This is a genomic window from Pseudomonas sp. IPO3749, from assembly GCF_013386605.1.
In the GTDB taxonomy this organism is placed as follows: Bacteria; Pseudomonadota; Gammaproteobacteria; order Pseudomonadales; family Pseudomonadaceae; genus Aquipseudomonas; species Aquipseudomonas azotoformans_A.
In genome coordinates this window covers 39,930-53,901 of record NZ_JACARN010000021.1, presented here as the reverse complement: position 1 = coordinate 53,901, position 13,972 = coordinate 39,930, and the positions used below count along the sequence as shown (strand labels likewise).

At 58.6% G+C, this 13,972-nt stretch carries 11 protein-coding genes; 8 read left to right on the top strand and 3 right to left on the bottom strand.

Annotation, left to right across the window (positions count from 1 at the left end; genetic code table 11):
• Nucleotides 1–268 precede the first annotated feature (268 nt).
• On the top strand, nt 269–2,344 hold the full coding sequence (locus tag HX812_RS11055) for an EAL domain-containing protein (RefSeq protein ID WP_038843871.1): 2,076 nt from the start codon (nt 269–271) through the stop codon (nt 2,342–2,344).
• Here the strand turns inward: HX812_RS11055 and HX812_RS11050 are convergent.
• Genes HX812_RS11050 through HX812_RS11040 form a run of 3 tightly spaced genes read right to left on the bottom strand, consistent with a single transcriptional unit; the run spans nt 2,341 to nt 5,615 of the window.
• On the bottom strand, nt 2,341–3,174 hold the full coding sequence (locus HX812_RS11050; protein WP_038843873.1) for a metal-dependent hydrolase: 834 nt from the start codon (nt 3,172–3,174) through the stop codon (nt 2,341–2,343). The two genes, HX812_RS11055 and HX812_RS11050, sit on opposite strands and share 4 nt — an antisense overlap.
• A gap of 15 nt (nt 3,175–3,189) precedes the next feature.
• Complete coding sequence (locus HX812_RS11045) at nt 3,190–4,080, bottom strand: SDR family oxidoreductase (RefSeq protein ID WP_038843875.1); 891 nt, start codon at nt 4,078–4,080, stop codon at nt 3,190–3,192.
• The gene (locus tag HX812_RS11040) at nt 4,077–5,615 is read right to left on the bottom strand and encodes an NAD(P)/FAD-dependent oxidoreductase (protein WP_038843877.1); all 1,539 of its coding nucleotides are present in this window, start codon (nt 5,613–5,615) and stop codon (nt 4,077–4,079) included. Before HX812_RS11040 ends, HX812_RS11045 begins: the two co-directional genes overlap by 4 nt.
• Before the next feature lie 267 nt (nt 5,616–5,882).
• Between HX812_RS11040 and HX812_RS11035 the strand changes: the two genes are divergently transcribed.
• From HX812_RS11035 to HX812_RS11005, 7 genes are all read left to right on the top strand, one after another.
• Nucleotides 5,883–6,881 (top strand): alpha/beta fold hydrolase, encoded by a 999-nt coding sequence (locus HX812_RS11035; protein ID WP_371318379.1) that lies wholly within the window; start codon nt 5,883–5,885, stop codon nt 6,879–6,881.
• 294 nt (nt 6,882–7,175) lie between these two features.
• Nucleotides 7,176–8,456, top strand: a complete 1,281-nt coding sequence (locus tag HX812_RS11030; protein WP_038843879.1) for an alkane 1-monooxygenase — start codon at nt 7,176–7,178, stop codon at nt 8,454–8,456.
• A 131-nt stretch (nt 8,457–8,587) separates the two neighbouring features.
• Complete coding sequence (gene praA, locus HX812_RS11025) at nt 8,588–9,082, top strand: alkane oxidation protein activator PraA (RefSeq protein WP_038843880.1); 495 nt, start codon at nt 8,588–8,590, stop codon at nt 9,080–9,082.
• Nucleotides 9,083–9,214: 132 nt separating this feature from the next.
• On the top strand, nt 9,215–9,724 hold the full coding sequence (gene praB / locus HX812_RS11020) for an alkane oxidation protein activator PraB (protein WP_038843881.1): 510 nt from the start codon (nt 9,215–9,217) through the stop codon (nt 9,722–9,724).
• A gap of 122 nt (nt 9,725–9,846) precedes the next feature.
• Nucleotides 9,847–11,292: an outer membrane protein transport protein gene (locus HX812_RS11015; RefSeq protein WP_038843883.1), complete on the top strand. Its 1,446-nt coding sequence runs from the start codon at nt 9,847–9,849 to the stop codon at nt 11,290–11,292.
• 436 nt (nt 11,293–11,728) lie between these two features.
• Nucleotides 11,729–12,223, top strand: a complete 495-nt coding sequence (gene praB, locus HX812_RS11010; protein ID WP_038843885.1) for an alkane oxidation protein activator PraB — start codon at nt 11,729–11,731, stop codon at nt 12,221–12,223.
• 150 nt (nt 12,224–12,373) lie between these two features.
• Nucleotides 12,374–13,780 carry an outer membrane protein transport protein gene (locus HX812_RS11005; RefSeq protein WP_050572394.1) on the top strand — a complete coding sequence of 469 codons (1,407 nt, stop codon included), beginning with the start codon at nt 12,374–12,376 and terminating at the stop codon, nt 13,778–13,780.
• Nucleotides 13,781–13,972: the final 192 nt, after the last annotated feature.

Sequence of the window (13,972 nt, the reverse complement as noted above, 5' to 3'; positions counted from 1 at the left end):
TCCTTCGCAGGCAGCCTTCCATGAATACAGCGAACCTATCGCACAATACCGGTGCCGATAATACTCATTGAAGCAGATTCGGTGATTGGCCCAGGTCAGAAAATCCAATTAATTTGAAAAACCAGGGAATTGCCTGTCATCCATTACGGAAAAAACACCTGGATGAAGGGCAAAAGGCTTTCGCTCCCTGTGCCAGGACGTGTAGCGTTAGCCCGTGTTTCCGGCCCTGCCTTCCAGGGACAGTGGGCGATGGACAGAGGGATGGGTCATGGCGCAAACGCTGTTCAAGCTTTTCTTCACCCAACGACTGGCCGTCCTGGCCAGCACCGAGTCTCTTCGAGCGATCCGCGAAGGTTTGTTGTGGATCCTGCCATGCCTGTTGGTGTCTGCCGGCTTCCTGATCCTGTCGGAATGCGCACGGGTGCTGGGTTTCGATCCGCAAGTAGTGGCATTTCTCGCGGGCCTGCACAATCAAATCAGCTCTGTGATCCCGCTGTTGGTGGCGGCGTCCATCGGTTACATGCTGGCAATCCAGCATCGCCTGCCGCAACTACCGGTGGCGTTCCTGTGCCTGGCCCATGTGGTGGTGGCGACGTTTATCCTGCGTGATTATCCCCGTGCGTCGGCGACCTTCGTACTGTTTATTGCGATTGCCTCGCCGCTGTTGAACGTGCCGGCGATTGCCTGGCTGCATCGTTACCGCTGGACGCGGCTGGTCAATGAAGACTTGGTGGGACACAACCTAAGGGGCACTATCAATATGGTGCTGCCGGGCTCCATCACTGCTCTGGCGTTGGTGGTGGTGTTGTCCTTGTTGTTGCAGGTGCCGTATGTGGCGCAGCTGCAGGGACCTCAAGTTCTTGATGCCTTGCAATCACCCTACGGCAGCGGGCTGTTCGTGACCCTGATGAATTCATTGCTGTGGTTTTTCGGCATCCACGGTGTGTACGCCATGCAGCCGCTGTTCGATGTGTTGGATCAGGCGGTGGTGCTGAACAATGCGGCGTTGGCGGCGGGCGAGCCGATCAAATATCTGTTGAACAGTGGGTTGCTCGGCAGCTTTGCGTTTATCGGCGGCTCGGGCGGCGCGTTGTGCCTGTTACTGGCGATCCTGCTGTTCTCCAAAAGCCAGTCCATGCGTTTGTTGGCGGTGGCAAGCCTGCCGCTGTCACTGTTCAACGTCAGTGAGGTGTTGTTGTTCGGTTTGCCGATCATCCTCAACCCGCGCTTGTTCATCCCGTTTCTGATCGTGCCTGCGTTGAATGCGATGGTGGCGTTGGCGGTGGTGCAGATGGGCTGGGTGTCGCCGGCGGTAGTCAGCGTTCCGTTCACGGCGCCTGTGCTGCTCAATGCCTACCTGAGTACCCACGGCGACCTCGCGGCAGTGGCGCTGCAACTGACGCTGCTGGGCCTGGGCACTTTGGTGTATGCGCCCTATGTGCGCGCGATTCATCGCCAGGCTACCGAAGGGGGCACGGTCTACCTCAAGTCCCTGGACATGACCTTCCGGGGTCTTGAAGAAAAGGGCCGGCTGCGTGAACTGGATCCGGTGCTCGCGTCCCACAAGACCCTGGCACGCCAGGCCAATGAGTTGAGCCGCATCCAGCAAATCAGTGACTACGAGTTCTACCTCGAATTCCAGCCGCAGATATCGACCCGCACCGGCCTGTGCACCGGTTGTGAAGCCCTCATGCGTGCCCGTGATGCCGAGGGCAAGGTGCATTCGCCGTGGGAGTTCCTGCAATGGCTGGCCCAGGCGCGGTTGATGCCGGATGTGGATGTGTGGGTAGCGTCCCAGGCGGTCCGCCAATACCAGAAGTGGCAGAAACTCGGCTTTGCCTTGCCGATGACCATCAATATTTCCAGCGCGACCCTGACCGACGCCGCCTATGGCGAGCGCCTTGTGGAAATCCTGGCCCAGGCCCACGGGCAGGTCTCGGTGGAAATCACCGAAGACGCGCTGGTCAGCGATATCCAGGTCACGCGCCAGACCATCCAGAAGCTGCAGGCCATTGGCGCCAAGGTCTATATCGATGACTTTGGCACCGGGTTTTCGGCCTTGAGTTACCTGCATCAGTTTCCGGTGGATTTCATCAAGATCGACCGCAGTTTCGTGGTGGCCCAGCACGATCCCAAGGGCGCCCAGGTCATGACCGGCATGCTGCGCTTCTGTGAGGCGCTGAACCTGGGCGTGGTGGTGGAAGGGGTGGAGACCGCCGAGCAGTTGGCCTTCCTGAATACCGGCGCCGAATTGATCATCCAGGGCTGGTATTTCAGCAAGGCACTGCCGGGCGATCAGCTGGAAGGTTTTGTGCGTGAACGCGCCGCCTTGGCGCAAGCCTAATACCCGCGTTGGGTCTGCTCGATCTCCTCGATCAGGTCGTCAATTGCGGCCAGCCGCACACGGTTGTCATGATCCCAGGGGTGAAAGCCGGGTTTGAAGTAATGCAGCCACGGCACCGCCATCCGTGGGAACACGCCCTTGGGCCCATACAGAAATTTCAGCATGCGCCAGAAGCCTTTCAGGTGCCCGCCGGATTTGCGGTCGGCGATCAGCAGGCGCAGGTGGAAATCGAACACCACCAGCCAGAAAAACACGGTGGTGGTGAGCATGGTCCCGGTGCGCAGCAAATAGCGCTTGGGTCCGGGCTTGATCACCGTGTTCCAGACATCAAAGGCCACCGCCTTATGTTCGGTTTCCTCAAGGGCATGCCAGTACCACATCTGTTGGTAGCCCTTGAGTGACTCGCCGAAGCGGGACGGGTCGCTCAACAGGATTTCGGCCAGCATCGCGGTGTAGTGTTCAAGGGCAATGGTCACGGCAAGGTTGAAGGACGCTGGCAGATGTTTTTTCTGCAGGTCGAGGATGAATTTCAGTCGACGGTCGAGGGTATGCGCGGGTAAGCCGGCGGCTTGCAGCAAATCGTTGTAGGCCACGTGTTCGCGGCTGTGCATCGCCTCCTGGCCAATAAAACCCTGGATCTCTTTCTTCAGCACGGGGTCGTCGATGCGTTGGCGGTATTGGCGCACGCTGTCCATGAAAAACAGCTCGCCCTGAGGGAACAGCAGCGACAGGGCATTGAAGAAATGCGTGATGAACGGACCCTGTTCATGCCAGTCCTTGATGCGCTCGGCGGGCAGGGCGAAACGGATGTCACGGCGGATCGGCAACATGGTGCGTGCTCCTGTTCAGAGGCGGGGCTCGTCGGTGGGTTCAAGTACCGGCGTGCGGGGTTTTGGCGCCATGCGTTTGCTGGCAAACACTACCAGGGCTTGATAGGCCGCCGGCAGGCAGCGGGCAAGCAGGTCGAGGCAATACGCGTCGCGGCCGATCAGCACACGGCGCTTGTTTTTGCGTACACCGTGCAGGATCACTTTGGCGGCCTGGTCGGCGTCGGTGATGAACAGCTTTTCGAAGTCGGCGCGGGCCTGCTGTTCGCTGTGGATCAGGAACCCCGTCATGTTCGCGTCGATACGGCTGCTGCGACAGATATCGGTGCGAATACCGCCAGGGTGCACGCAAGTGGCCGATACACCGCAGCGTTGCAGGTCCAGCTCCTGGCGCAGGGATTCGGTAAAGCCGCGCACGGCAAACTTGGTGGCGTTGTAGCCGCTCATGCCCGGTTGGGCAAACAGGCCGAACACGCTGGAGGTGTTGACGATATGGCCATCGCCTGCGGCTTTCAGGTACGGCAGGAACGCTTTGGTGCCGTAGACCACGCCCCAGAAGTTGATGCCAACGATCCATTCCAGGTCGGCGTGGTCCACACCCTCCACGGTGCTCGACAGGGCCACCCCGGCATTGTTGAACACCAGATTGACCTGTCCGTGATCGGCCGCGCAGCGTGCAGCCCAGTCCTCCATGGCCTGGCGATCGGACACATCCAGTACCTGGGTGGTGATCAGCACAGGCGCCAGGGTCGACGTTTTGATCAGCGCTGACGTCTGTTCCAGCCCCTGGCTGTTTTTATCCGCCAGTGCCAGGTGGCAACCTTCCCGTGCCAGGGCTAATGCCAACGCGCGACCCATGCCCGACGCCGCGCCGGTAATGGCCGCCACGCGGCCGTTGAATGACTTCATGACAGGCTCCCTTCGGCAGCGGAATGGGCCGCCGGCACAGGGCGGTCGGGCGCATTGATCGGCACCAGGCTGGCCACGTAATCCTTGAGCGCAAACTGGCGCGTGACCTGCTTGAAGCGCCAAGTCGAGCCGGGCCACAACGTGGTGTTCTTGCCAGTGCGAGGGTCGAGGTACCAGCTCTGGCAACCGCCGGTATTCCAGATGGTGCGCTTGAGCTTGTCTTGCAACTGTTGGTTGAAGGCGCTTTCCACGCTGGGTTTGACGTCCACACTGGCGATGCGATGCCGCTGCATTTGCTTGAGTGCATCGAGGATGTAGGTCACCTGGGCTTCGATCATCAGGATCATCGAGTTATGCCCCAGGCCGGTGTTGGGGCCAACGATCAGGAACAGGTTGGGATAGCCGGGCACCGTGGTGCCCTTGTAGGCATGGGCGCCGTCTTGCCAGGTGTCCATCAGGTCGACGCCGCCGCGGCCGATGATGCAGTCGCGGGGCAGGGGATCGGTGGCCTGGAAGCCGGTGCCGAAGATCAGGCAGTCGGCCGGGTGCTTGATACCGTCGGCGGTGATCACCCCGTCAGCTTCGATGCGCAGCACGTTGTCGGTGACCACCTCGACGTTGCTGCGCGACAGCGCGGGGTAGTAGTCATTGGAGATCAGCACGCGCTTGCAGCCGATGGTGTAGTCCGGGGTCAGGGTCTTGCGCAGGGAAGGGCGCGCCACTTGTTTGTGCAGGTGGCGCAGGGCGATTTTCTGCACCATTTTCATCAGCCGTGGGTGCAGGGCAAAGCCGACCACGCGACCTTCCAACGCCCAATAAAAAGCGCTACGCACCAGGCGTTGGGTGAAGGGAAGGTGCTTGAACAGCCAGCGTTCGAAAGGCGAGATCGCCCGGTCGGGCTTGGGCATGATCCAGGGTGGAGTGCGTTGGAACAGGTCCAGGTGAGCCACCTGCGGCGCAATCTGCGGCACAAACTGAATGGCGCTGGCGCCGGTGCCGATCACTGCCACCCGCTTGCCCTTCAAGGAATAGTCGTGGTCCCACTGCTGTGAGTGGAAGCGCTTGCCCTTGAAGCTGTCGAGCCCCGGAATATCCGGCAGCGCCGGGCGCGACAGGCCGCCCATGCCCGAGACCAGCACCCGTGCACTGACCTGGCGACCATCGCTGAAGCGCAATTGCCAGCGCTGGTGTTGCTCATCGAAGACCGCCCGCTCAAGGCCCATGCCGAACCGCAAGTAGGGCGCCAGCCCGAAACGCGTGGCGCATTGCTCCAGGTAAGCGCGGATCTCCGCTTGCGGCGCGAATTGCCGAGTCCAGTCCGGATTGGGCGCGAAGGAAAACGAATAGACGTGGGACTGCACATCACAGGCGCAGCCGGGGTAGTGGTTGTCACGCCAGGTGCCGCCGAGAGTATCGGCCTGCTCGGCGATAAAGAAGTCGGTGAACCCGGCCTCCTTGAGCTTGATCGCCATGCACAGGCCGGCAAAACCGGAGCCGATGATGGCGATGTCGATGGCGTCGCGCTGGGCATTCATAAGCATTCCTTCATGGGCATCGGGTGTGCTCCTTTTCTTGTTGTGTCTTTTAGATAGAACACCATTGCAAAGAAAAATTGAATTACTTATTTTAAAAAAGATTTTAAATAATCTACCTGAAAATATCGCCTACGCTAGTCCCAGGTTCCTCATGTGCGACTTGTCCGACGGACAGGCACGACGTTCAGGTCCAGGGTGTGGACGATGGCTGAGGCCTTGATCAATTCCGGTCAGGTCGCCAGCCGCAGGGATGCAGAGGACCGAGCTATGGCTGTTGAATGGGTTATCGCTGCGGCTGTATTGATAGGCGCAAGCACCGTTTTGTGGGGATTCAGCGCGTGGATGACGCGACGTATTGAAGCCGCCGTTCCGAACAACGGGCGCTTTGTGGAGGTGAATGGCGAGCGCTTTCATTATTACGAAGAGGGCAAGGGCCCGCCGTTGGTGATGATTCACGGCCTTATGGGCAGTAGTCGCAACCTGACGTATGCCTTGTCCGGACAATTGCGTGAGCAGTTCCGTGTCATCACGCTCGACCGCCCTGGATCGGGTTATTCCACACGCCACAAAGGCACCGCTGCAGACCTGCCGGCCCAGGCGCGGCAAGTGGCGGCCTTTATCGAGACGCTGGGCCTGGATAAACCTGTGGTGCTGGGGCATTCCCTGGGTGGTGCGATTTCCCTGGCGCTGGCCCTCGACCATCCCCACGCAGTGTCGGGGTTGGTGTTGGTGGCGCCACTGACCCATCCACAACCGACTTTGCCCGTGGTGTTCTGGTCACTGGCGGTGCGACCGGCCTGGCTGCGGCGCTGGGTGTCTCACACCCTCACGGTGCCGATTGGCCTGTTGACGCGCGGCGCGGTGGTCAAAGGCGTGTTCGCACCGGACAGTGCCCCTGACGATTTCGCCACCCGTGGCGGGGGGCTACTGGGCATGCGCCCCGACAACTTCTATGCCGCGTCCAGCGAGATCGCCCTGGTCAATGATGTCCTACCGGGCATGGTCAAGCGCTACCCGCAACTGACGCTGCCCATCAGCCTGATCTATGGCGCGCAGGACAAGGTCCTGGACTTTCGCAAGCACGGCCAGGCCCTGGCCGACAAGGTTCCGGGCCTGAAGCTGCAGGTGGTGGAGGGGCGCGGGCACATGCTGCCGATCACCGCCACCGCGCGGGTGGTGGAGGCGGTGCACCACCTGGCCAAGCGTGCGCGGCCAGCGCAAAGCGCTGCAATCCTGCATCCGCCGTTTGCGTTGGCAAGCAAATAATCGTGGCACTCACTGCGGGTTGTACCGTCCGAAATGCTTGGCCTAGAGACCTGACCCAGTGGCTGAAAAAGAGACTGTCCGGTCACGTAAAAAAGGCCTCGAAAAAGTAGTTGACGACCTAACGATTCCGCGCTATTTCTTTAAAAAAATATTTCAATGTTTATTTTGAAATGATTTTTGAAATGCCTAAGAGCGAATAAAAATGAAAAAAACGTCTTTTATCGCATGGTTGATTTCCTGGAGCATTCAACGCTCCCTGAACCTGTTTTCCGCTGCCCAGCAACGGAGGCTGCCATGAACCAGACACTGGCAGCTCCAAGCACCTGGACCGACGGCAAGCGCCATCTGTGGTGGTTGGGCATCATGCCCTTGGCCACGCCTTTGTTGTCCGGCGCCCTGGCCATCACCACCGGTGTGCAGCAACTCTGGTGGGTCGGCGTATTAGTGATCTTCGGCCTGATCCCACTGATCGACGGCCTGCTCGGTGAAGACGTGAGCAACCCGCCCGAATCCGCCGTCAGCCACCTTGAATCGCAAAGCTACTACCGCTGGATCGTCTACACCGGCGTGGTGTTTGTGATCTCGTCGGTGGTTATCACCGGTTGGCTGGCTGCCGGCGGTATCGACTGGATCATCGAGGGTGGGCTGTTGCAGGCTGCCGCGAACCTGGAGCCGTCGAGCTGGCTGTCCCATGCGGCCAGCTACATCACCGCACGCACCCAGTTGCATGGCGAAGTGAGCTGGTTCACTTACCTGGGCATGGCCATGTCGACGGGCGCCGCCACCGGCATCGCGATCAACACCGCCCATGAACTGGGCCACAAACCCAATGCGCTGGAGGTGTTCCTGGCCAAAGTCACCTTGGCCCCGACCTTCTACGGTCACTTCTACACCGAGCACAACCGTGGCCACCACGTCCGTGTCGCCACGCCGGAAGATCCGGCCAGTTCGCGCCTGGGGGAGAGCTTCTGGGCCTTTCTGCCGCGCTCGGTGTGGTTCAGTGCCCGCTCAGCGTGGAACCTGGAGCGCGAACGCCTGCGCAAGCTCGGCCTGCCGGCCTGGCATTGGCAGAACGGCGTGCTCAGTGCCTGGATGTACAGCGTGGTGCTGTGGGGCGCGATGATCGCCTGGCTGGGAGCGGCAGTGATTCCGTTCCTGATTATCCAAGGCATCTACGGGTTTTCGCTGCTGGAAGTCGTGAACTATGTAGAACACTACGGACTTAAACGTCAGAAGTTGCCCAATGGTCGTTATGAACGTTGCTCGCCCCGGCATTCCTGGAACAGCAATCGGATTGTTACCAATATCTTCCTGTTTCAATTACAACGGCACTCCGATCACCATGCCAACCCCACTCGAAGTTATCAGTCGTTGCGTCATTTTGATGAATCGCCGCAACTTCCTTATGGCTACGCCAGCATGATTGTCTGGGCCTATGTGCCTTATTTGTGGCGGCGGCGCATGGACCATCGTGTGCTGAATCATTATGCGGGAGATATTACGCTGACCAATCTTCAGCCCTCACAACGCTTGAAGTACCTGGAGAAGTATAGCAACAGCGCCAAGCCTTTTTAAGTTCACGCCATACCGTGTGCGTACTCGGGGCCTGCGTGCCGCGCAGGTCTCTATCGCCCGCAAGTTTCCAAATTAATAACCCGAAAGTTGTTTGCCCCGAACAAAAATAATTAAAGGGAAGGACGTACACCATGCAAGCACCTGCCAAGTTCACCACCCATATCGTATTGGCTGCGCTGGGCCTTATTGCCTATCACCAGGCCCAGGCAGCGCGCATCGAACCCGCCGGCAGTGCATTCACCGCCCAAGGCCCCATCAGCTTTTCCAAAGGCGCACTGATCAGCGCTGATTGCACCATCAAGGTGGCCGGCAAAGTCGCGGCGGATGGCTCATCGGTGAATGTCGACAAAGTCGAATTCGACGGCGGCCTCAAGTGCAGTCGGGTCGAAGCTATCAACCTGCCGTGGGTATTGGTCGCCAAAGACACCAAGAGCGGTTCCATGTCGAAGATCAGCGTGGATGTCCACGCATTTGGCCTGGGCGGCAAGTGCGGTCCTTCTACCGCCGATGGCACCTGGGATAACGCCACCGGCAAGTTGGAGGCCGCCAATGTACCAATCGGCGACGACTGCACGATCAAGACGGTATCTATCAAGATGCCACCTAACTTTAAGGTTGTTGAGTAACCACCTGATTTTATTGCGGTAATTGAATTGAGATTTGGCTGGAAAGGGAAGTTCTGCAGTTTCACCGTGACCTCTCGATCATGGCCATTACCCCTGGCGAAATGAATTCGCCATAACATGTGAGGAAAAACAATGAAAAGCTTGAAAACTCTCGTGTCGTTGACTGCTTTGACTGTTTGCATGGGTGCTGCTTCCATGGTGAATGCCGCTACCATTTCTCCTCCTGGCGCGGGTTTCACCACGCCCGCAGGTGCTATCACTGTTACATCGCCTGCGTCGTTCGGGGCGCCCGTGGCTTGCACCATCGTCTTTACCGGCAGCGTGGCTGCGAGTGGTGCCAACGCTTCGATCACCGGCGCCACTGTGAGCGGCTCCAACCCACTTTGCGGTGTGCCAGTGTTGCTGGGTTTGCCATGGACCTTGACCGCCTCCACCGCCACCGGGCCTGACACCTTTGCAGGCACTGTTTCAGGCGTGAACTTCAAGATCGTCAGCAACTGCGCAAGCGCTCCAGCCACCATCAATGTGGTCTACAACAACAGCAACCACACCATTACTGTTCCATCGGCACAAACCGTCGGCAGTTGCAAAATCACTGCGCTGAACGCGACGCCAACCCCAACGCTCACTGTCAACCCTTGATAGGCGTGCGCTTGACGTGATGATCACACGTTGAAACGCAAGTGCCCTGCAAAGGGCACTTGTTAAGGCAAGCCAAGGCTGTGATTCCGGCTGTGGTGGATAAAAATAATAAGGAGTGGAGCATGAATAATAAGAAACAACAGGCCCAGGCGTTACTTGGCCTGGCGTTGTTGAGCGGGTTTATGGTCGCAGCCGGGCCCGTTCAGGCTGGCGGGTACTCGACTCCTACATTTGGCGCGCAAGGCTGGGGCCGTGCGTTTGGCGGTGGTTCACTGTTCAAGAATGACCCTTCTTCAGCCTACAACAACCCGGCCGCCATGGCGTTCATTGACCAAACCATCGCGCAGCAGAACGTTATCTATGCGCGTATCAATATCAAGTTCAAGGGAAATGCCTATGACTACAAAGGGGACCCGACGTCCACCGGGGTCATGGACGAATTCGGCGGTGTGACCTCCACGCCGCGTGAAGGCAATGGGGGTGAAGCCGGCTTTACGGCTTGGGTGCCCACTGGCTTCTTGGTGATACCTATCAACGATCGCTTCAGTTTTGGCTTGAGTCAGGTCGTCCCGCAGGGCATGAAATCCACGTGGGACCAGGACTGGAAAGGCCGTGACTTCGCTGTTGACACCAAAATTGAAACCGTCGGTTTGACCGGCTCGCTGTCGTTCAAGGTCAATGACCAGTTTTCTATTGGTGCAGGTGCCATTGTTCAGCACAGCACAGGCTTCGTGAGCCAGAACGTCGACCTGTATGCGGCGGCGGCGGTCTCGCCGGGGCTGGGTGGTCTCGGCATCCCGTTCCCATCGGGGGTAGGGCAGTCGCTGATGCGGGTCAAGGTCGATAACACCTCGGTGGGCTGGTTTGCCGGCCTGGCCTGGAAACCCACTTTGCAAGACACGCTGGGTTTCAACTACCACGCCAAAATCAAGAACAAAATGGAGGGCAAATACAACATCTATGCTGATCCAGGCAGCAGGTTGCTGATGACCGATGCCGGAGGGGATGGCTTGACGCTGGTCGAGCGTGCTTACCCCGGCCTCAAACTGTTTCCGGACGGCGCCAACGCATCCACCCAGCTGGACATTCCGGCCACCGCCGCCATCGACTGGGTGCATGTGTTCAACGACCGATTCAGCCTCGGCGCCAGTGTGCTGTGGACCCAATGGTCGTCATTCAAGGCGCTGACCCTGAAGTCCGATGGCAATACCATCGTGTCGATCCCCTACAAGTACAGGGACGTCATGATGTATTCCCTGGGGGGCGACTATAAGCTTACCGATGACTTCACCCTGCGCGCCGGTGTTGCCTATGACCAGACTCCCACCCGCAATTCCACGCGTGACCCACGTATCCCCGACGGCGATCGTTACTTCGCTTCTCTCGGCTTTGGCTACGATATCAAGGCCATACCCGGCTTGAGTATCGACGGTGCCTACTCTCGGCAGTTTGTCGAGCAGGTGAAGCTCAAAACCGTCAACGTCGACCGCCTGGGCGCTGCGCGCCTGGATGGTAAAGTCGACAGCAAAGGTGAGGTTGTCAGCCTGTCGGCCACTTACAAGTTCTAATGCATGCGGTAGTGGAGCAGCCAGTCAGCGCATCTTTCTGCTGTTTCACGCGTTTACCGCATCGACGGGTCGCCTGTGCGACCCGTTTCGATTTTCACTGAAGCACCTTCAACCTCCCGCTTCATCATCCCTCGCAAGTACTCACGACCCCCGCCTGGCTCCGTCATTATTTCCTAATAAATCGATGGTTTTCACTCGCTCGGATTAGTCCTATTCCGGCGCCTGCTTAGTTACAGGAAAGTTGTTCTACCCGAACAAAAACAATTTGAAGGGATGAACGCTAACTATGCAATTTCCTACAAGGTTCCCCGCTCATCGGTATCGGTCATTGATGTGAAGTTTGGCCGGATCGAGGAGTTCTGCTGTTTCACCTCAACTCCTCAGTCATGGTCATTGTCCCTGGCGACTAACTCGCCTTTCTATGTGAGGAATAACAATGATGAACTTTAAAACTGTCGTGTCGTTGTCTGCCTTGGCTGTTCTGATGGGGGCCGCCTCCATGGCCAATGCCTACAGCATCACCCCTGTAAACACCCACTTCACCGCACCCGGCACGATCTCGGTGAAATCGCCATCCTCCTATCAGGCCGCAGTCAATTGCGGGGCGACCTTCACCGGTAATGTCGACGCCGCGGGCGTTGCCAAAATCACTGACGTTGCCATCACGGGGGGGGGGCTGTGCAGCCTGCCCAAGATCACCGGCTTGCCATGGACGTTGACCTCGACCGGTGCTACCGCAGGTTCGGTGACCAACGTCGGATACACCATCGCGGGTTCGATTCTGTACCCCGTCTCCAATTGTGGTGCTTCCACTATCACCGCCAACTACAGCGGTGGTGTGTTGACGGCTACCAATCAATCCCTGGCAGGCAACTGCACCGTGGTAAGCCTGAGCGTCAAGCCAACGCCAGCGTTCACCGTTGTTCCTTGAGGATGGCGTGAATACAAGGGGCTGAGCGCCCGTTAAAAGGCAGGCGCCTCCCATGAGGCGTCTGTTGCGGCTGGCTGATTGAGAGCGCAGTAGAGGTGCCGTGTGAAGTTAAATAAACGACAGATTGAAGTGCTGCTGGGCCTGGCGTTAATGGGCGGATGGATGGTGGCCGCACCTGTGCAGGCCGGTGGTTTCTCCACCCCGACCTATGGCGCCCCCGGCTGGGGCAGGGCCTTCGCGGGCGGTTCGCTGTTCAAGAACGATCCGAGTTCCGCGTATAACAACCCGGCCGCCATGGCCTTCATCGACCGTAACGTTGCGCAGTTCACGGTCGATTACGCGCGCATCAAGATCAAGTACAAAGGCGACGCCTATGATTACGCAGGCAAGCCGATTTCCAGCACGCCGCTGGACGACAGTGGCTTTCCTGATTCCACAGCGACGACCGTTAACAACAATGACGGTGGCCAAGGGGGATTTTCTGCCTGGCTGCCCACAGGCTTCATGGTGATGCCGTTGGGCGACCGGTTTGCTTTCGGCCTGAGCCAGGTCGTGCCCCAGGGCATGCGTTCCACCTGGGACCAGGATTCGAAACTGCGTGGGTTTGCAGTAGACACCAAAATCGAAACCGTGGGTTTGACCGGTGCGCTGTCGTTCAAGGTCAACGACCAGTTTTCCGTTGGCGGTGGGGTGATCGTCCAGCACAGCAAGGGGTTCGTCAGCCAGAACATCGACTTGTTGTCGGCGGCGGCGGTATCGGACTCTGAACTGGGCGGTATTGCTTTCCCGTCGGACGTCGGCGGCGCACTGATGCGGGTCAAGGTCGACAATGTGTCAGCCGGCTGGTTTACCGGTGTGGTGTGGAAACCCACGGAAAAAGACACACTGGGGTTGAACTACCACGCCAGGATCAAGAACAAGATGACCGGCAAGTACAACATCCATGCCGATAAGTTTTCCTACAATCTCATGACCCAACCAAGCCCCTTCGGCGGCAGCGGTACGCTGGTGGGCACGGCCTATCCGGGGCTTGAGCTGTTTCCGGACGGTGCCCATGCCAGCACCCGGTTGGATATCCCTGCCACCGCAGGTTTGGACTGGGTGCACCAGTTCAATGATCGGTTCACCCTGGGCGCGAGTGTGGTCTGGACGCAGTGGTCCTCGTTCCAGGACCTGACACTCAAGTCGGGGGACATCACCATCGTGTCTATTCCCTACAACTACAGGGACACCTGGATGTACTCCCTCGGTGGCGACTTCCGTGCGACCGATGAACTGACCTTGCGCGCGGGTGTGGCCATTGACCAGACGCCAACCCGCAATTCCACCCGTGACCCGCGCATCCCGGATGGTGATCGCACCTTTGTGTCCCTCGGTGCCGGGTACGACGTGAAGGCAATCGAGGGCCTGACTCTCGACGTTGCCTATTCCCACCAGTTCGTTCAGACGGTCAAGTTGAAGACCCAGAACGTCGACCGGCTGGGGGCCGCGAGCCTCGACGGCAAGGTGAATGCGTCCGGTGATGTCGTCAGCCTGTCGGCCACCTATACGTTCTGATGTTTCAAGGCGGTATTCCCCTTTGGTGACGGATTGACCAGGCGGCTCGCTCAGCCGCCATTTTTTCGCCCAGGCATTAAATAATAATTTCAAAACAAAATTTGAATATAGTTTTCGAATTTTGTAGTGTGGCGTTACGCCGCATGTCATCCGACCTGGCGCACGTAGGCCGTACCCTGAATCGAATCGAGG

Excerpts from the sequence above, each read along its gene's own strand:
- HX812_RS11055 (WP_038843871.1), top strand. The coding sequence starts at position 269 with ATGGCGCAAACGCTGTTCAAGCTTTTCTTCACCCAACGACTGGCCGTC.
- HX812_RS11050 (WP_038843873.1), bottom strand. The coding sequence starts at position 3,174 with ATGTTGCCGATCCGCCGTGACATCCGTTTCGCCCTGCCCGCCGAGCGC.
- HX812_RS11045 (WP_038843875.1), bottom strand. The coding sequence starts at position 4,080 with ATGAAGTCATTCAACGGCCGCGTGGCGGCCATTACCGGCGCGGCGTCG.
- HX812_RS11040 (WP_038843877.1), bottom strand. The coding sequence starts at position 5,615 with ATGAATGCCCAGCGCGACGCCATCGACATCGCCATCATCGGCTCCGGT.
- HX812_RS11035 (WP_371318379.1), top strand. The coding sequence starts at position 5,883 with ATGGCTGTTGAATGGGTTATCGCTGCGGCTGTATTGATAGGCGCAAGC.
- HX812_RS11030 (WP_038843879.1), top strand. The coding sequence starts at position 7,176 with ATGAACCAGACACTGGCAGCTCCAAGCACCTGGACCGACGGCAAGCGC.
- praA (WP_038843880.1), top strand. The coding sequence starts at position 8,588 with ATGCAAGCACCTGCCAAGTTCACCACCCATATCGTATTGGCTGCGCTG.
- praB (WP_038843881.1), top strand. The coding sequence starts at position 9,215 with ATGAAAAGCTTGAAAACTCTCGTGTCGTTGACTGCTTTGACTGTTTGC.
- HX812_RS11015 (WP_038843883.1), top strand. The coding sequence starts at position 9,847 with ATGAATAATAAGAAACAACAGGCCCAGGCGTTACTTGGCCTGGCGTTG.
- praB (WP_038843885.1), top strand. The coding sequence starts at position 11,729 with ATGATGAACTTTAAAACTGTCGTGTCGTTGTCTGCCTTGGCTGTTCTG.
- HX812_RS11005 (WP_050572394.1), top strand. The coding sequence starts at position 12,374 with ATGGGCGGATGGATGGTGGCCGCACCTGTGCAGGCCGGTGGTTTCTCC.